The organism is Pseudomonas frederiksbergensis (assembly GCF_003732665.1).
GTDB lineage: Bacteria > Pseudomonadota > Gammaproteobacteria > Pseudomonadales > Pseudomonadaceae > Aquipseudomonas > Aquipseudomonas frederiksbergensis_G.
Map to the genome: position 1 here is coordinate 356158 of NZ_MOBP01000012.1, position 18647 is coordinate 374804.

The 18647-nt window shown below is 60.3% G+C and carries 15 protein-coding genes; 7 read left to right on the plus strand and 8 right to left on the minus strand.

Annotated features, from left to right (window positions below; all coding sequences use genetic code 11):
* Nucleotides 1-62 precede the first annotated feature (62 nt).
* Entirely contained in the window at nucleotides 63-1007 is a 945-nt protein-coding gene (locus BK665_RS18800; RefSeq protein WP_123408045.1) for a DMT family transporter, read from the plus strand.
* A 252-nt stretch (nucleotides 1008-1259) separates the two neighbouring features.
* Nucleotides 1260-2336 (plus strand): 4-hydroxyphenylpyruvate dioxygenase, encoded by a 1077-nt coding sequence (hppD, locus tag BK665_RS18805; RefSeq protein ID WP_123408047.1) that lies wholly within the window; start codon nucleotides 1260-1262, stop codon nucleotides 2334-2336.
* Nucleotides 2337-2463: 127 nt separating this feature from the next.
* On the opposite strand, the gene rarD is transcribed toward hppD, so the two are convergent.
* From rarD to BK665_RS18835, 3 genes are all read right to left on the minus strand, one after another.
* Nucleotides 2464-3345, minus strand: a complete 882-nt coding sequence (rarD, locus tag BK665_RS18815; RefSeq protein WP_123408049.1) for an EamA family transporter RarD — start codon at nucleotides 3343-3345, stop codon at nucleotides 2464-2466.
* A gap of 330 nt (nucleotides 3346-3675) precedes the next feature.
* Entirely contained in the window at nucleotides 3676-4689 is a 1014-nt protein-coding gene (locus BK665_RS18825; protein ID WP_123408051.1) for an aldo/keto reductase, read from the minus strand.
* Between the two features lie 176 nt (nucleotides 4690-4865).
* Entirely contained in the window at nucleotides 4866-6176 is a 1311-nt protein-coding gene (locus BK665_RS18835) for an MFS transporter (RefSeq protein ID WP_123408053.1), read from the minus strand.
* Nucleotides 6177-6346: 170 nt separating this feature from the next.
* Between BK665_RS18835 and BK665_RS18840 the strand changes: the two genes are divergently transcribed.
* The 4 genes from BK665_RS18840 to BK665_RS18860 all read left to right on the plus strand — a co-directional run bounded on the left by BK665_RS18840 (nucleotide 6347) and on the right by BK665_RS18860 (nucleotide 12049).
* Entirely contained in the window at nucleotides 6347-7459 is a 1113-nt protein-coding gene (locus BK665_RS18840; RefSeq protein ID WP_123408055.1) for a sugar diacid recognition domain-containing protein, read from the plus strand.
* A 223-nt stretch (nucleotides 7460-7682) separates the two neighbouring features.
* Entirely contained in the window at nucleotides 7683-8825 is a 1143-nt protein-coding gene (locus BK665_RS18850; protein WP_123408057.1) for a glycerate kinase, read from the plus strand.
* Nucleotides 8826-9195: 370 nt separating this feature from the next.
* Complete coding sequence (locus BK665_RS18855) at nucleotides 9196-10821, plus strand: methyl-accepting chemotaxis protein (RefSeq protein WP_123408060.1); 1626 nt, start codon at nucleotides 9196-9198, stop codon at nucleotides 10819-10821.
* A gap of 40 nt (nucleotides 10822-10861) precedes the next feature.
* Complete coding sequence (locus BK665_RS18860) at nucleotides 10862-12049, plus strand: pyridoxal phosphate-dependent aminotransferase (protein ID WP_123408062.1); 1188 nt, start codon at nucleotides 10862-10864, stop codon at nucleotides 12047-12049.
* Between the two features lie 117 nt (nucleotides 12050-12166).
* On the opposite strand, the gene BK665_RS18865 is transcribed toward BK665_RS18860, so the two are convergent.
* The 5 genes from BK665_RS18865 to BK665_RS18885 form a co-directional block, all read right to left on the minus strand.
* Nucleotides 12167-13144, minus strand: coding sequence for an NAD(P)-dependent oxidoreductase (locus BK665_RS18865; RefSeq protein ID WP_123408064.1), 978 nt, complete (start codon nucleotides 13142-13144; stop codon nucleotides 12167-12169).
* A 21-nt stretch (nucleotides 13145-13165) separates the two neighbouring features.
* On the minus strand, nucleotides 13166-14464 hold the full coding sequence (locus tag BK665_RS18870; RefSeq protein WP_123408066.1) for an MFS transporter: 1299 nt from the start codon (nucleotides 14462-14464) through the stop codon (nucleotides 13166-13168).
* A 45-nt stretch (nucleotides 14465-14509) separates the two neighbouring features.
* Nucleotides 14510-15544, minus strand: a complete 1035-nt coding sequence (locus tag BK665_RS18875; RefSeq protein WP_123408068.1) for a sugar kinase — start codon at nucleotides 15542-15544, stop codon at nucleotides 14510-14512.
* Nucleotides 15537-16319, minus strand: a complete 783-nt coding sequence (locus BK665_RS18880) for a sugar phosphate isomerase/epimerase family protein (RefSeq protein ID WP_123408070.1) — start codon at nucleotides 16317-16319, stop codon at nucleotides 15537-15539. Before BK665_RS18880 ends, BK665_RS18875 begins: the two co-directional genes overlap by 8 nt.
* Nucleotides 16320-16488: 169 nt before the next feature.
* Nucleotides 16489-17514, minus strand: a complete 1026-nt coding sequence (locus BK665_RS18885) for a LacI family DNA-binding transcriptional regulator (RefSeq protein WP_123408072.1) — start codon at nucleotides 17512-17514, stop codon at nucleotides 16489-16491.
* A 238-nt stretch (nucleotides 17515-17752) separates the two neighbouring features.
* Here BK665_RS18885 and BK665_RS34320 point away from each other — a divergent pair, with 238 nt between their 5' ends.
* Entirely contained in the window at nucleotides 17753-18577 is an 825-nt protein-coding gene (locus BK665_RS34320) for a hypothetical protein (RefSeq protein ID WP_148053234.1), read from the plus strand.
* Nucleotides 18578-18647 lie beyond the last annotated feature (70 nt).

The window sequence follows — 18647 nt, forward strand, 5'->3', positions numbered from 1 at the left end:
TACTCATTTTACGATGATCAGACATTAGCTGGATCATACGTCATCTGGACTTTGGGGGACTTATGAGCAGCTATGCGCAAAACCTGACGCAAGCGTCGGATCTACCGGTTTACCTGAAACTGGCGGCGGTCACGATGATCTGGGGCGGGACCTTCGTTGCCGGACGTTTCCTGGCTGACAGCCTCAGCCCGTTGTTTGCCGCGAGCCTGCGGTTCTCGCTGGCCAGCCTGGCGTTGCTGCTGTTTGTGCGGCTGGCCCGGGTGCCATTGGCGCGGCCCAGCGCCAGGCAGTGGCGGCAATTGGCGTTACTGGGATTCTTTGGGATTTTTTTCTACAACCTGTGTTTCTTTTACGGTTTGCGTTACATCAATGCGTCCCGAGCGTCGTTGATCGTGGCGCTGAACCCGGCGGTGATTGGCCTGGCGTCGTGGCTGTTGTTCAAGGAGCGCTTGAGCCGGGGGAAAGTGGCGGGGATTGTTATCTGTATTGCCGGGGCAGGGTGGGTCATCGTCAGTCGTAACCCGCAACTGTTGGCGGCCAATACTGACGCGTGGATGGGTGATTTGCTGATCTTCGGCTGTGTGCTGAGTTGGGGTGTTTATTCGCTGTTTTCCAAGGAGCTGAACCAAACGCTGGGGCCCGTGCAGACCGTGACGTACTCGATCCTGTTGGGCACAGCGATGCTTTGGGTGACGGGCGCGATACGTGGTGAATTGAGTATCGAAGCGTTGGTCAGTCTCGGCCCACAGCAATGGTTGAGCCTGCTGTATCTGGGCGTATTCGGCTCGGCGCTGGCCTACATCGGCTATTACGACGGTATCCGCACAATCGGCGCGACCCGTTCCGGCGTGTTCATTGCCTTGAATCCCCTGACTGCGGTGATCCTCGGTGCGCTCCTGCTCGGCGAGCAACTGACAATGGCCATGTGCCTGGGCGGCGGGCTGATCCTGGTGGGGATTTACCTGTGCAACAAACCGCTTGCACCGACCCTGAAAAAGGGGATTTGATACAGAAGGCGGACAAACCGTTTTACGCTGTGTAGAATCGGTTTACGCATACAATAATAAACGTCTTCTGGCAGCAGAAGCCTCGCCCGCAAGAGCCTTGGGTCGACAATGAAGAGTTTTGGGTTTCAATTGATCTACGGTGACTTCCTCGCCCGCAGCGTTCGGGGCATCTCCTGTGCGCCACCCGCCAGTCTCAGCATTGCTAGCAACTAACGATCCGTTAATTCTAAAAATGATGATGAGGCGCCAACCATGGCAGATTTATACGAAAACCCAATGGGCCTGATGGGCTTTGAATTCATTGAGTTCGCATCGCCGACCCCGAATACCCTGGAGCCGATCTTCGAGATTATGGGCTTCACCAAGGTCGCGACCCACCGTTCCAAAGATGTGCACCTGTATCGCCAGGGCCAGATCAACCTGATCCTCAACAACGAACCGAACAGCGTGGCGTCGTACTTCGCCGCCGAGCACGGTCCGTCGGTGTGCGGCATGGCGTTTCGTGTCAAGGATTCGCAACAGGCCTACAAGCGTGCCCTGGAACTCGGCGCCCAGCCGATCCACATCGAAACCGGTCCGATGGAGCTGCACCTGCCAGCGATCAAAGGCATCGGCGGCGCGCCGCTGTACCTGATAGACCGTTTCGGTGAAGGCAGCTCGATCTACGACATCGACTTCGTGTTCATCGAAGGCGTGGACCGCAATCCGGAAGGGGCGGGGCTGAAGATCATCGATCACCTGACCCACAACGTGTATCGCGGGCGCATGGCCTATTGGGCCAACTTCTACGAGAAGCTGTTCAACTTCCGTGAAATCCGTTACTTCGACATCAAGGGCGAATACACCGGCCTGACCTCCAAGGCCATGACCGCGCCGGATGGCATGATCCGCATCCCCTTGAACGAAGAGTCGTCCAAGGGCGCCGGGCAGATCGAAGAGTTCCTGATGCAGTTCAACGGCGAGGGTATCCAGCACGTTGCGTTCCTCAGCGACAACCTGATCGACACCTGGGATCGCCTGAAGAAAATCGGCATGCGCTTCATGACCGCGCCACCGGAAACCTATTACGAAATGCTTGAGGGTCGTTTGCCGAATCACGGCGAGCCGGTGGATCAACTGCAATCGCGCGGGATTCTGCTGGACGGTTCGTCCGAGTCCGGCGACCGCCGCCTGCTGTTGCAGATCTTCTCGGAAACCCTGATGGGCCCGGTGTTCTTCGAATTCATCCAGCGTAAAGGCGATGATGGTTTCGGCGAGGGTAACTTCAAGGCATTGTTCGAATCGATCGAGCGCGATCAGGTGCGTCGTGGTGTGCTTGCCACTGAGTAAACCGCTAGCGCTGTAAAAACTGTGGGAGCGGGCTTGCTCGCGAATGCGGTGTGTCAGTCGACATTAATGTTGTCTGACACACTGCATTCGCGAGCAAGCCCGCTCCCACATTTGTTTTATGCAGTGCTTAAGGTCGGCGACTGCGCATCATGTGTTTGAACCCTTCAAACACCAACACCACCACCGCCAGCCAGATCGGGATGTAGGTCAGCCATTCCCCAGGCTTGATGCTCTCCCCGAGCAACAACGCCACACCCAGCAGCAGCACCGGTTCGACGTAGCTCAAAAGCCCGAATAGGCTGAACGGCAGCAAGCGACTGGCGATGATGTAGACCACCAGCGCCGAGGCGCTTATCAGCCCGAGCACCGGGATCAGCAGTGACAGCCACGGGTATTGGTCGAACACGCCGAAGCCTTGGTCACCGCCCCACACGAACCAGAACGCCACCGGCAGCATCAACGTCATGTCCAGCCATAAGCCGCCGAGGTTGTCAGTCGCCAGCCATTTGCGCAGCACGAAGTAGGTGGGATAGCCGACGACCACCAACAAGGTCGCCCAGGAAAAGCCGCCCACCTGGTACAACTCGTTGAGCACGCCGAGGGAGGCGAAGAACACCGCCACCTTCTGCAAGTAGGACAAGCGTTCGCCATAGGCAATGCGTCCGGTCAGCACCATCGCCAGCGGCAACAGGAAATAACCCAGGGACACATCGAGGCTGTAGCCGTTGAGCGGCGCCCACATGAACAGCCAGAGTTGCACGCCCAGCAGGATCGAAGACAGGATCAGGCCGCCGAACAACTTGGGCATGCCGCCCAGGCGCTTGAGGATCTCGACTGCGCGCCGCCATTCGCCGGACACCACCATGAACACAGTCATGCAGGGCACGGTCAGCAGCATCCGCCAGCCGAAGATTTCTACGCCGCTCAACGGGGTGAGCAACGAGGTGTAGTAATACATGACGGCAAACAGCACTGAGGCTGTGACCGATAGAGCGATACCTTTAGACAAACTGTCCTCGCGGGGTTGAACGTGAACCGGGGGGCGGAGGATACGTGGTTTTCGAGACGAATATTGACCGATCAATCAACGCGGCCCGAATGTGGGAGCGAGCCTGCTCGCGAAGACGGACCTCCAGCCAACATTAATGTTGAATGTTAGACCGCATTCGCGAGCAGGCTCGGTCCCACATTTGATCCTTGCCGCCTACAAGATTCGCAATCAACTCACACCCCTGTGGGAGCGGGCTTGCTCGCGAAGAGGCCGTGTCAGACGACATCTGCATTGCCTGACCCTCCGCCTTCGCGAGCAAGCCCGCTCCCACATTGGAAATGGGTTTATTCAGGTGTTGCGGGGTTTACGGCCCGAGACGAAATGGCTCACGTCATTAAACCCCGGTGTCGAGGAGTGCCCTGGGGTGACCAGCGAATCGATAAACGCCTCATCTTCCGCCGTGATCTTCACCGCTTGCGCCTTGGTGTAGGCATCCCACTGTTCTTCGGTGCGCGGCCCGACGATGGCGGAGGTGACGGCGCCGTTGTTCAGCACCCAGGCAATGGCGAATTCGACGATGCCGACGCCCCGACCCTGGGTGTATTCCTGGATCTGTTGGGCAATGCGCAGCGATTCAACCCGCCATTCGGTTTCGAGGATGCGTTTGTCCTGGCGCCCGGCACGGCTGTTGGCGTCCGGCTTCACGTCCGGTGCGTATTTGCCGCTGAGCACGCCACGGGCCAATGGGCTGTACGGCACCACGCCCAAGCCATAAGCGTGGGCGGCGGTGATTTGTTCGGTTTCGGCCTGGCGATTGACGATGTTGTACAGCGGCTGGCTGATCACCGGGCGGTCGACACCGAGCTTGTCGGCCACACGAATGACTTCGGCGATGCGCCAGCCACGGTAGTTGGACAGGCCCCAGTAGCGAATCTTGCCCTGGCGGATCAAATCGCCGATGGCCGAGATCGTCACTTCCAGCGGGGTGTTGTGGTCTTCGCGGTGCAGGTAATAGATGTCGACATAATCGGTGCCCAGGCGCGTCAGGCTGGCGTCGATGCCGTTGAAAATGTGCTTGCGGCTCAGGCCGCTGCGGTTCGGCACACCGTCCACCGGGCCGAAACCGACCTTGGTCGCCAACACCCATTCGTGACGGTTGCCAGCGATGGCCTCACCGACGATCTCTTCGGAACGGCCGGCGGTGTAGACGTCGGCGGTGTCGATGAAATTGATGCCCTGGTCCCAGGCCTTGTCGATGATCCGCAGGGAATCCTCGGTGCTGGTCTGTTCGCCGAACATCATGGTGCCCAGGGTCAGGGTGGAGACTTGCAGGCCTGAATGACCCAACGTGCGGTAGCTCATGACGAAATCCTTTTACCGGTGGGAAAGGCTCAATCAAATACCAGAACGGTGGGCCGGAGCAACCGGAATATGACGCGATCCCTGTGGGAGCGGGCTTGCTCGCGAAAGCGGTGCGTCAGTCAATGATGATGGCGACTGACACGCCCCCTTCGCGAGCAAACCCGCTCCCACATTGTTCAGCGCTGAAGCGTTCGGGTCATGCGTAGTGCCAACACGCTCCCGCACACAATCACACCCGCCAACAGATACAACGCCGCATCCGTCGAACCGGTGCTGTCCTTGACCCAACCCACCAGGTACGGGCTGAGGAACCCGGCCATTTGCCCCATGGAGTTGATCAACGCCAAACCGCCCGCCGCCGCACCCGCGCTCAGCAGCGCTGTCGGCACCGGCCAGAACATCGGCAGGCCGGTGAGGGCGCCCATGGTGGCGATGGTCAAGCCGAGAATCGCAATGGCCGGCGTGGTGGCGAAGTTCACCGCGATCAACAGCCCGACCGCGCCCATCAGCATCGGCACCACCAAATGCCAGCGGCGCTCCTTGCGCAGGTCCGCCGAGCGACCGACCAGCAACATGAACACCGCCGCCAGCAGGTAAGGAATCGCACTCAACCAGCCAATCACCAGGTTATCGCTGAAACCAAGGTTCTTGATGATCGACGGCAGCCAGAAGTTGATCGCGTAAACGCCGCTCTGGATGCAGAAATAGATCAAGCCGAACGCCCAGATCGCCGGGTTCTTGAACACCGCCGCCAGTGAGTCAGTCGTGGTTTTCGGCTTATTGGCCAGGTCCTCGGCGTGGTCCGCTTCCAGTACTTGGCGCTCAAAAGGCGTCAGCCACTTGGCATTGGCATAACTGTCGCTGAGCAGGAAATAGGCGAGGGCACCGAGAATCACGGTCGGAATCCCTTGCAGCAAAAACATCCACTGCCAGCCCGCCAGACCGGCCTGGCCAGCGCCGAAGTGGTTAAGAATCCAGCCAGAGAACGGGCTGCCGAGCAAACCGGACACCGGGATCGCCGACATGAACAGCGCCATGATGCGGCCACGGCGGAAGGTCGGGAACCACTGCGACAGATACAGCACCACGCCCGGGAAGAACCCGGCTTCGGCCGCGCCGGTGAACAGGCGCAAGGTGTAGAACTCGGTCGGTGTGGTGACGAACAGCAGGCAGGTCGAGAGCGAGCCCCAGACGATCATCATCAACGCGATCCAGCGCCGTGGCCCGAATTTGGTCAGCGCCAGGTTACTCGGCACGCCGCACAGCACGTAGCCGATAAAGAAGATCCCGGCCCCGAGGCCGTACACGGTTTCGCTGAATTTCAGTGCGTCGAGCATCTGCAACTTGGCAAATCCAACGTTCACCCGGTCGAGGTAGTTGAACAGGTAGCAGATGAAGATGAAGGGGATCAAACGCAGGGTAATGCGTTTGTAGACGGCGTTCTTGTCGTCAACGATGGCCTGGGTAGCGGCGGCGCTCTGTGACATGGCGGGCTCTCTCTTTATTATGATTTTTTGCGATGCAAAGGGTAACGTTGATCGCCCTGTGAGTCTCGGCCACCGCTTGGGTGATTGTCTTTGTGCCAGAGCACAGGGTTTGCCACCCACGCCTGTGCGGGTGAACAACCCGTCCCATCCCGTTTTCAAGGATCTGCCCAATGTTTGAACTCGATCACGACCTGGCCCAGGACATCGTCGACCGGGCCATGGCCATCCTGCCGTACAACGTCAATGTCATGGACAGTCAGGGCCTGATTCTCGGCAGTGGCGAGCCCGAGCGGATCAACACCCGCCACGAAGGCGCGCAACTGGTGCTGGCCAACGGGCGAGTGGTGGAAATCGACGCGCAAACGGCCATTCACCTCAAAGGCGTGCAACCGGGGATCAACTTGCCGCTGTTGCTTGATCAACGGCTGATCGGCGTGCTCGGCATCACCGGCGAACCGGAGCAGTTGCGCACTTACGCCGAACTGGTGCGCATGACCGCTGAAATGCTGGTCGGCCAGCGCAATCAGCAAGCCGAGCAGCAATGGCGGCGCCAGCGTTGCGATGATTTGCTGGCGTTGCTGCTGAGCGATGCCGGGGATTCGCCGCGCCTGGTGGACGAAGCGCAGCAACTGGGGCTCAAGCCACAACTGACGCGGGTGCCGTACCTGTTCGAATTGGGCCTGGAGCACGGACCGGGGCAGACCGTCGAAGCCCTCAGCGCCTGGCTGATCAGCCGTTACCCGGACAGTTGGTGCGTCAGCTCGGCCAAATCGTCGCTGCTGTGGTGTCGGCCGGCAAGTCAGGCGATCGAGCATGAACGGCTGCTGGAAAAACTCGATGGCCTGAGTTGGAACATTCTGCGCATCGCCGTGGGCGGGCAGGCCGATGGGTTGCCGGGGTTGCGCCGCTGTTATCGGCGGGTCGGCGACTTGCTGGCGTATGGGCGTGATGTGTTGCCGCGCTCGCGATTGTTGACGCTGAACCGCTATCGGCTGCCGGTGATGCTCTGGCGGCATCGCAACGACGACGCGCTGGATGAACTGCTCAAGCCGCTGCGCAAAGTCATCGCCAAGGACAGCAACGGCCAACTGCTGGCGACCCTGCGCAGTTGGTGCGATCACGATGGTCAGAGCCAGGCCTGTGCCGATGCGTTGGGCATTCATCGCAACAGTCTGCGCTATCGAATGGAGCGGATTGCCGAGTTGAGTGGGGTGGACCCGTTGCGGCTGGATGGGATGTTGGCGCTTTATCTGGGGGTGCAACTGCTGCCGCAAACCGACTAGAGAGCAGTGGTGATTTCACTGACGCCTTCGCGAGCAAGCCCGCTCCCACAGGGGAACGCATTCCAAATGTGGGAGCGGGCTTGCTCGCGAAGAGGCCCGCCCAGCCACCACAATGCCCACTTTGTAGAAATGAACAACAAACGCCACCCCCACTTGTGCACCCGACCGGCGTCATCATCCGGGGCAACTGGCAGCATGGAGCCATTGGAAATGGAGAACTCACATGAAAATCGTCATCGCCCCCGATTCGTTCAAGGACAGCCTGAGTGCCCAGGGCGTAGCCGATGCCATCGCGCTGGGATTGGCTGAAGTCTGGCCGCACGCGCAATTGGTCAAATGCCCGATGGCCGACGGCGGGGAAGGGACGGTCGAGTCGATTCTGGCGGCGTGCTCGGGCGAATTGCGCCGCACCCCGGTTCGCGGCCCGCTGGGATCAACCGTCGAAGCCGCCTGGGGCTGGTTGCCGCACAACCACACCGCGATCATTGAAATGGCCGAAGCGAGCGGCTTGCAGTTGGTGCCGCTGGCACAACGCGACGCCTGCATCAGCAGCACCTACGGCACCGGCGAGCTCATCCGCGCAGCCCTCGATGCCGGGGCGCAACGGGTGATCCTGGCGATTGGCGGCAGCGCCACCAATGACGGCGGCGCCGGGGCGATGCAGGCGCTGGGGGTGAAACTGTTCGACGCCCAGGGCCGGATTCTCGCCCCCGGTGGCGTGGCGTTGGCGCAACTGGCAACCATCGATTTGAGTGACATCGATCCACGCCTGGACGCCGTGCGTTTCGACATCGCCGCCGACGTCAACAATCCCCTGTGTGGCCCCCACGGCGCCTCGGCAATTTTTGGCCCGCAGAAAGGTGCATCACCGCAGCAAGTCCAGCAACTGGATCAAGCCCTTGGGCATTTCGCCGATCTGTGCGCGCAGGCGTTGAATAAAGACGTGCGCGACGAACCGGGCTGCGGTGCGGCGGGTGGGTTGGGGTTTGCGGCCAAGGCGTTTCTCGGTGCGCAATTTCAGGCCGGCGTCGAAGTGGTCGCGGAACTGGTCGGCCTGGCCGAAGCCGTCAAAGGCGCGGACCTGGTGATTACCGGCGAAGGCCGATTCGATGCCCAGACCTTGCGCGGCAAGACGCCGTTTGGCGTGGCGCGGATTGCACGGCAACAGGGTGTGCCGGTGATTGTTATCGCCGGAACGCTTGGGGAGGGCTATCAGGAACTGTACGAGCATGGCATCGACGCCGCATTTGCCCTGGCGAGCGGGCCGATGACGCTGGAGCAGGCGTGTGCCGAGGCGCCTCGGTTGCTGCGGGAGCGAGCGAGTGATATTGCGCGGGTTTGGCAGATCGCAACTCGTAAAACTTGAGCCGACCACTGTGGCGAGGGAGCTTGCTCCCGCTGGGTTGCGAAGCAGCCCCAAATCCTGAACACGCGCTCTTTCAGGCAAACCGTATTGGCTGATTCTACGACTGCTATGCAGCCGAGCGGGAGCAAGCTCCCTCGCCACAGGTATGTGATCGCTCCTTGAGAGGTGTTTCGCCGCTGAAACACCCCCAACCCCTTGAAATATATTTCCAATCCCCCCGCAAAAAACCTCAAGCCCGGCCGATAACCCTCATAGGCGCGCACAAACCTATTACAACAGTCGCGCCAAGCTGATCCGGCCCGCGTGCATGCCCGCCCGACAGCGACCACGGCACGGATGCTTCGACGCTCACCCACCCGAGAATCATCCTATGTCCCTGCGTAATCTGAATATCGCGCCTCGAGCGTTCCTCGGTTTTGCCTTCATCGCCTTGCTGGTGATTGTGCTGGGTGTGTTTGCGGTCAACCGCATGTCGATCATCCGCCAATCCTCGATCGACATGGGCAGCACCCAACTGCCTAGCGTGAGTTACCTGGGCAATGTCACCGAAAACATCCTGCGCATGCGCATTCTCTCGTTCCGCATCCTGGTCAACCGCGAGCCGGCCAGCCTGCAGGAAGCCGAAACCCGCATCGGCGTACTTACCGACAAGGCCCGTAAGGCGCAGGCCGCTTATGCAGCGTTGCCGCAAGGCCCGGACGAAGCAGCGTTGTACAAAGTGTTCAGCACCACCCTCGACAATTACATGCAAGCCCAGCGCGAGATGATGGAGCTGTCGCGCCAGAACAAGGTCGATGAGATGCGCAGCCTGATCAATACGCGGATCAAGGAAGGCACCGACCTGATGGGCGAACAGCTCAACAAACTGGTGGCCTACAACACTGACGGCGCCAAAGCCGCCGGGTTGATTGCCGAAGACAACTACAACACCGCCGTCAACGGCATCATCGCAGTGTCGGTGGTGGCGGCACTGATGACTGTGCTGCTGGCCTGGTTGCTGACCCGCAGCATTGTCACCCCGTTGAACCGTGCGGTGCAGGCAGCGGAAACCATCGCCGGTGGCAACCTGACCAAAGCCATTGAGGTCGACGGCAACGACGAACCGGCCCGCCTGCTCGGCGCCTTGGCCGCCATGCAGACCAACCTGCGCAAAACCATCGAGCAGATTGCCGGTTCCGCCACCCAGTTGGGCGCCGCCGCCGAAGAACTCAGCGCCGTTACCGAAGAAGCGTCTCGAGGTCTGCAACAGCAGAACAACGAAATCGAACAAGCCGCCACCGCAGTGAATGAAATGACCGCCGCGGTGGAAGAAGTGGCGCGCAACGCGGTGTCGACTTCCGAAGCTTCGAACCAGTCGACCCAAGCCGCCCGCGAAGGCCGCAATCGCGTGGTGGAAACCGTCGACGCGATCCAGACCATGACCCACGACGTACAGAACACTTCGGTGATGATCGAAGGCCTGGCCGCTCAAGGTCGTGACATCGGCAAGGTGCTGGACGTGATCCGTGCCATCGCCGAACAAACCAACTTGTTGGCGCTCAACGCCGCCATCGAAGCGGCTCGTGCCGGTGAGGCCGGGCGTGGTTTTGCGGTGGTGGCGGACGAAGTCCGGGCGCTGGCCCATCGCACCGCGCAATCGACCCAGGAAATCGAAAAAATGGTCGCCGGCATCCAGAACGGCACCGGTGAAGCGGTTTCTTCCATGCAGCAAAGCAACCAGCGTACCCAAAGCACCCTGGAAATGGCCCGCGCAGCTGGCGTGGCCCTGGAGCAAATCACCCAATCGATCCACCTGATCAACGAACGCAACCTGGTGATCGCCAGCGCTTCCGAAGAACAGGCCCAGGTTTCCCGGGAAGTCGACCGCAACCTGGTCAACATCCGCGACCTCGCCACCCAGTCCGCCGCCGGTGCCAACCAGACCAGCGCCGCGACCCACGAACTGTCGCGTCTGGCGGTGGATTTGAACGCGATGGTGGCGCGTTTTGTAATTTGAGATAGGGTTGAGTCTGGAGCACGCGCGACAGGAGAAGTACATGCGCTATTCAGCCCTGACTCAACGCATCGCCGGAGACGGAGCGGCAGCCTGGCAAATTCACGATCGAGCGCTGGAGATGCGCGAGCAGGGCATTGATGTATTGCTGCTGTCGGTGGGCGATCCGGATTTCGATACGCCCAGGCCCATCGTCCAGGCGGCCATCGACAGCCTCTTGGCCGGCGACACTCATTACTCGGATGTGCGCGGCACCAAGGCGCTGCGCACCAGCATCGCCAACCGCCATCGACGCCGCAGCGGTCAGGTGGTGGATGCCGGGCATGTGATCGTGTTGCCAGGGGCGCAATGCGCGGTGTACTCGGTGGCGCAATGCCTGCTCGATCCCGGCGATGAAGTGATCGTCGCCGAACCGATGTACGTCACCTACGAAGGTGTGTTCGGCGCCTGCGGGGCCAAAGTGGTGCCGGTGGCGGTGCGGCCGGAGAACGGTTTCCGGGTTGATCCGGCAGACGTCGCGGCACTGATCACGCCCAAGACCCGGGTCATTCTGCTCAACAGTCCTAACAATCCGTCCGGCGCGAGCCTGTCCTTGATGATCTGGCAGGAACTGGCGCTGCTGTGCATTCGTCATGACCTGTGGCTGATCAGCGACGAGGTCTACAGCGACTTGCTGTACGAAGGCGAACACATCAGCCCGGCGAGTTTGCCGGGCATGGCCGAACGCACGACAACGATTAACAGTTTGTCCAAATCCCACGCCATGAGCGGTTGGCGGATCGGCTGGGTGATCGGCCCCAAACCCTTGGCCGAGCATTTGGTGCACCTGTCGTTGTGCATGTTGTTCGGCTTGCCGGATTTTGTGCAGAAAGCCGCGCAAGTGGCGCTGGACGGGGATTTGCCGGAAGTGGCGCAGATGCGCGAGGAGTATCGCCAGCGTCGGGATCTGGTGTGTTCGCGGTTGAGCAACTGTGCGGGCATTCGGCCGATCAAGCCCGATGGCGGGATGTTTGTGATGGTCGACATACGCCCGACCGGGCTGTGCGCCCAAGGGTTTGCCGAGCGATTGCTGGAAGGTTATGGCGTGTCGGTGCTGGCGGGAGAGGCCTTCGGGCCGAGTGCGGCGGGGCATATCCGGATTGGGTTGGTGGTGGACCAGGTGAAACTGGCGGATGCGTGTCGGCGGATTGCGCTGTGCGCGGCGGATTTGCTGGAGGCGCGGCGGGCCTGAAGGATTTGCATTGCCTGGGCGGGCCCCTTCGCGAGCAAGCCCGCTCCCACAGGGGAATGCATTCCAAATGTGGGAGCGGGCTTGCCCGCGAAGGCGTCCTGACAGGCGCCAAATCTCTCAGGCCTTCCAAGCCCCGGCATTCACCAGATTCACCGGCCGCTCCCCAGCCAACGCCATCAACAGATTGTCCACCGCACAGGTGGCCATCGCCTCCCGGGTCTCATGGGTCGCCGAGCCGATGTGCGGCGTGGCCACCACATTATCCAACTGCAACAACGGCGAGCCCGAATCCAGCGGCTCGCGCTCAAAAACATCCAGCCCCGCCGCACGAATCTGCCCTTTGCGCAGGGCTTCAATCAGCGCCGCTTCATCCACCACTTTGCCCCGTGAGATGTTGATGAAGATCGTCTGCGACCCCATCAGCGCAAACTGCTCGGCACCGATCAGCCCCTCGGTTTCAGCCGTCAGCGGCAAGGTCAGGCAGACAAAATCCGCCTCTTGCAGCAGTTCCGGCAAGCTGCGGTATTGCGCGTTGAACCGCTGTTCCACCGCCGGTTTCGGCGAGTGGCTGTGGTAGATCACCGGCATGCCGAAGCCGAAATGCCCGCGCTGGGCCAGGGCTTCGCCGATGCGGCCCATGCCGATGATGCCCAGGGTCTTGCCGTGTACATCGGTGCCAAACTGCGCCGGGCCGACGTTGCGCTTCCACTGACCGGCGCGAACCATGTTCGCCAGTTCCACCACCCGCCGGGCGGTGGCCAGGATCAGGGCGAAACCGGTGTCGGCGGTGGTTTCGGTGAGCACGTCCGGGGTGTTGCTGAGCAGGATGCGCCGTTCGGTCAAGTAGTCGATGTCGTAGTTGTCGACGCCCACCGAAACGCTGGCGATGGCTTGCAAATTGGGGGCGAGATCGAGCAGCGCCGCGTCCAGTTTCAGACTCGCTCCGAGCAAACCCTGGGCTCGGGGCAGGGCCTCGCGCAACTTGGCCAGGCCCTCGGCATCCAGGCTTTCGATCAGCGTGACGTCGGTCTGCTCATGCAGGCGAGCCATCAGCAGCGGCGAGAGTTTCTTGTACAGCACAACCTGCTTTTTCATCGTTATCGTCTCAACTTCAATTCAAGGGTGAGCAGGCACGGGCCGTTTCGCAACGGGTTTGGCCACGACCCGGTCACTGGCGCCGGGCTTGAGGAAAATCGTCAGCACCACCGAAAGCATCAGCGCGCCGCTCATCAACAGGTACGAAGCGCCGGGCGAACCGGTGCTGCTGTTGAGGTAACCGACCAGATACGAACCGCCGAACGAACCGAGGGCGCCCATGCTGTTGATCAGCGCCATGGCACCCCCGGCGACGTTGGCCGGGAGGATCTCCGGGACGATCGCAAAGAACGGCCCGTAAGGCGCATACATGCAGGCCCCGGCGATCACCAGCAAGGTGTAGGACCACCAGAAATGTTCAGCGCCCAGCGCGTAGGAACCGTAGAACGCAATCGAGGCGATCAACAGCGGTGGCCAGACGAAGCGTTTGCGCTTCTGCAATTTGTCCGAGCCCCAGGACACCGCGAGCATCCCGATCACTGCCGCCAGGTACGGCAGCGCCGAGAGCCACCCGGCTTCCACCATGTCCATTTGCAAACCGGCCTTGAGGATCGACGGCAGCCACAACACGAACCCATAGACGCCAATGCTCCAGCAGAAAAACTGCAAGGCCAGCACGATGACTTTCGGCGAGCGGAAGGCCTCGGCGTAATTCTTCACCGCTTTGATCCCGACCTGTTCGGCCGCCAGAGCACTTTCCAGGTCCTGTTTCTCCTGGTCGCTGAGCCACTTGGCCTGGGCTGGACGCTCGTCCGCCAGACGCCACCAGATAAAGGCCCAGATCACCGCCGGCAAGCCTTCGATGATGAACATCCAGCGCCAACTGAAATGCTGCACCAGATACCCCGAGACCACCGACATCCACAGCATGGTCACCGGGTTGCCGAGGATCAGGAAGGTATTGGCCCGGGAGCGTTCGGCGCGGGTGAACCAGTGGCACAGATAGACCAGCATCGCCGGCATCACCGCCGCTTCAACCACGCCGAGCATGAAGCGAATGACGACCAGCCAATAGGCGCTGGAGACGATCCCGGTCAGGGTCGCGAGGCCGCCCCAGAGGATCAGGCTGACAAAAATCAGCTTCTTCACGCTGTGCTTCTGCGCATAGATCGCGCCCGGCACCTGGAAAAAGAAGTAACCAAGGAAGAACAGCGCGCCGAGCATCGACGACAGGCCTGGGGTGATCATCAGGTCTTCGGCCATCCCGGAGGCGGCGGCGAACCCGTAGTTGGCGCGATCCAGATACGCCAGGCTGTAGGTGATGAAGACGATGGGCATGATGTACCACCAGCGGCGGGTGGCGAGTGTTGCGGTTTTCATGATGGTGCTCCTGAGCTTGTTGTTTTTGTCGCAGCAGGTAACGGTTTAAATCTTCAATGCCTGGGCGGGCGTCTTCGCGAGCAAGCCCGCTCCCACAGTTGAATGCATTCCAATGTGGGAGCGGGCTTGCTCGCGAATGGCGGCTTCAAATCCAGCCGATAATTCAAGCCGGGTGGGCAACCCCTCCATATCCCCCCGACTCTGCACCGCCCGGCTGCCAATCCAGTTGGCGCGCTGCACGGCATCGGCAAAGCTGAGGTTTTCCAGGAGGGCGCTGATCATGCCGACGGCAAACCCGTCGCCGGCGCCCACGGTGTCGACTACGGTTTCCACCGGCACGCCGGCGACGAAACCCTGGTCCAGGTGTGTGCGGTAATACGCACCGTGTGGCCCCAGTTTGATCGCCACCGCTTCAACCCCTTGGTCGAGGTAAAACGCGGCGATGTCGGCAGGGTCTTCAAACCCGGTGAGCAAACGACCTTCGCTCAACCCCGGCAGCACCCAGTGGGCGAGGGCGGCGAGGCTGTTGATCTCGGTGATCATCTGCTGCTCGCTGGCCCACAGGCTCGGGCGCAGGTTCGGGTCGAAGGACACACTGCGCCCGGCCTCGCGCATGCGGGTCATCAGTTCGAAGGACATTTCCCGGGCACTGGCGGAAAGCGCCGGGGGAATGCCGGTGGCGTGCAAATGCCGGGCATTCAACAGCTCGGGTTTGATCGACTGCACCGACAAGTGGCTGGCCGCCGATCCACGGCGGAAATACTCGACCACCGGGTCGCTGCCATCGTCGGCGCGGGACTTGAGTTGAAAACCGGTCGGGTGCGCCGGGTCGATATCGACATGAGTGCAATCCAGGCCTTCTTTGGCCAGCGTATCGATCACGAAACGCCCCAACGAATCAGCGCCCACCCGGCTCAGCCACGAGACGTTAAACCCCAGCCGCGACAAGCCGATGGCGACGTTGCTGTCCGCCCCGGCAATGCGCTTATGAAACTGGCTAACCGCCGCCAGGTCGCCGCTCTGTTCAGCGACGAACATCGCCATGGTTTCGCCAAACGACAGAATATCGATCTCAGACATGAGCGCTCTCCAACCGTGATTGACCGAGGCGGGCGAGGGTGGCGACGTGTTCGGTGGTCAGTTGCACCAGGTCGTCGCCCTGCAACGGATACTCCGCCGCTCGCATTACGCCTTGGGCCATGTGCCGCAGCAGTTGTTCCCACAGATGCAGGTCGGCGGCGCTCGGCGGTATCGCCACCAATTTGCCGTCGACCCGACGCGCCACAGCCTTGCAATGCACATAACCGACATGCCGCCCGAGCAACCGCGCGGCGCTGGCGGCGGACTGGTCCTGCCATTGCCAGTTGCCGATGTCGAAGGTCATCTTGATCGGCAGGTTGTGCTGCTCGACTTCAGTGAAGAAGCGCTGGAACGGCTCAATGCGCCCGCCGTGCAGGGTCTGGTCGTTTTCTACCAGCAGATGCACCGGGCTCTGGCTGAGTTGGCGAGCCAGCGCGTCGAGATCATTGTTGTCAGTGAAGTAACCGAGGGAGACTTTAAGCCACTTGGCACCGAACAACTGGGCGCGGTGCAGAGTCTTGAGCAGTTCGGGATTGGGCTGCGATTGCCCGGCCAGCCACAGTTCCATCGGCGAGGAATACACGCTTTCGAGGCCGCGAGCCTGGGTGTCATCCGCCAATTGCGCCGGGTCTTCGTGGGTCAGCAACTCTTCGCGCCATTCAATGCGCGTCGCGCCGGCGGCGGCGAGCAAATCGACGAAACTGCCCTGGCCGCGCTGGCGCACCAGGTCGGCGCCGTAACTGGACAGGCTGATGGAGACGGGTGGTTTATTCATTGTTATCTACCTCTGAAACCGGTTTCATTTTTGTTCAAAAAAAGGGTGTGTCTTTAAGTTGTCGGGGGTTTCAAGGACGCCTTCGCGAGCAAGCCCTCTCCCACAGGTGATTTGTGTACGCCGCCAATCCAATGTGGGAGCGGGCTTGCTCGCGAAGAGGCCGGCCCATTCACCGCAAATCCCCCTGCGTCGACCCACGCACAACCAACCGCGCCGCAAAATCCATCGTCCGCACCGGCCCGACATCCCCGCGCAAGCGCTTGAGCAAACACTCAAACGCACTCGCGCCAATCTCCGCCGTCGGCTGGGCGAGGGCGGTGATGCCGCTGCCCACCAACGGATACCAATCCAGATCATCCAGGGCCATCAGCCCGACCTCCTTGAACAGGTCGCAGCCCAATTCACGCAAGGAATGAGTGCTGGCCAATGCCGCAATCCCATTGGCACAGAACAGCGCTTTCGGCCCAGGGCCAGGTGTATCGAGGAAGGTTTTCAAACGGGAAGTGAGGTCGCTGCCGGTTTCGACGACAGCCCCTTGCAGCACCGAACGCTGCCCGATCTGCGCCTTGAAACTGCTCACCCGCTCTATCCGCGAACTGGTGCCGTCAAAGGGTTCCGTCACCAGTAACACATCGCGATAACCGCGTTCTTCAAGGTGGGTGAGGGCCATTTCGACGGCGGCCGGGTTATCCAGCCCGACCAAATCGCTCTCGAGCTGTTCAACCTTGCGATCCACCAGCACCAGCGGCATTTCCCGATGCAGTTCCCGCAGCTCATCGCGGTGATGACCCAGGGTGTTCACGATCAAGCCTTCGATGTTGTACGAACGCAGCAGCGCCAGATGCTGGCGTTCCTGCTCGTCGTCGCGATCGGTATTGCACACCACCAGGCTGTAGCCGTGCTGCCGGCAAGCGGTTTCCACGCCATGCATCACGGCAATCGAATAAGGGTTACGGATATCGGCCACCAGCATGCCGATCAGGCGTGTGCGTCCGCGTTTCAGGCCACGGGCCATCTGGTTCGGGCGGTAGCCGAGTTCGGCAATCGCCTGCTCGATGCGCAAAGCGATGGCATCGGAGAGCAGGGCGCGGTCATCGCCGATGAAGCGCGAGACGCTGGCCTTCGAAACGCCGGCGCGGTCGGCGACGTCAAGCATGGTCACGCGGCTGCGTTGGGCGGCGGAAAAATCGTTCATGGCGGTGGACCTTATTTTTTTGGGGCGAGACAGTCGGCCTGAAACCGGTTTCAGTGAGCGTCAAAAGTTACAGGTTCGTCAAGTACGGAAACCTCGGTTGGTGATAAAAAACCATTATAAAACCGACAGACGGTCGATAAACCTGTCAGATATGACAGTAGAAAGAGCCGCCTTATCGGCATTTAATTCACTTCAACAGGACCCATAACCACACAGAGTATGTTTAAAGGGGGCAGACATGTCGTTATCTGACATTCACGAAGGCTCTGAAGGTGTTTTACTTGCCGACGCTCCTACAGTAGATGGTGTGCCTGAAAGCGACCTGGAGGGAAAACTTCCAGCAGAAGTGCTTTTGAATGGTGGACAGGCACGAGTTAAAAGGTGGCCTGTCTATGCAGACCAACCCGGAGAAGTTGATGAACTCACTGTCTTTTGGCGGCGCGAGGGAATAACAACCACCCTCTACCAAGAGAGAAAAAACGGGCCAATTACCGAGACTGAGTTTCTGATCCCAATCACCGTCGATTTATTGCAGGGCGATGGCATTGCCTACCTCTGGTATCGCGTTCGGCCTATACCAGGAAACCCGGTTAATTCGGTAGAAAAGAAGCTCACCATTGATCACAGCGTTATTCCATTACCCCAACTATCGAAGGTGGATTTCCCCGACGCGACACCGTGGGGTTATTTAAACTGCGTTATTAAACGGCCGATCTGGTTGGGTGTTTATATAAACATCCCCTTTCAAGGTTTACGGGCTGACGATGAATGCGTTTATACCAGTCGAGGCTATAGCTCATTAAATGGTGGTGACCAATATTTCCTGGACGGAACTGAAGGTGTATTCACCTATACATTGACTGCCGCGGACGCAAACAATATGCACGGATTTGAGCCGACGCCCATTCCCTTTACTACATACCTTGACCGCTTGATTAAGGATTCTTCCCTGGGCGTGTCCTACAAAATAAGGAGACGTGGTGTATTTATTGGTACGGCAACAGAAAAGATTGTAAAGGTTGACCGAACGCGTTCAGGAGACACTCCATGTGGCCCGTCCTGACATCCAAGATTGACAACTGCTGTAGTTGGAGAAATGCCGAAGTTATTCGGCATGGAATTTGTTTGCATAA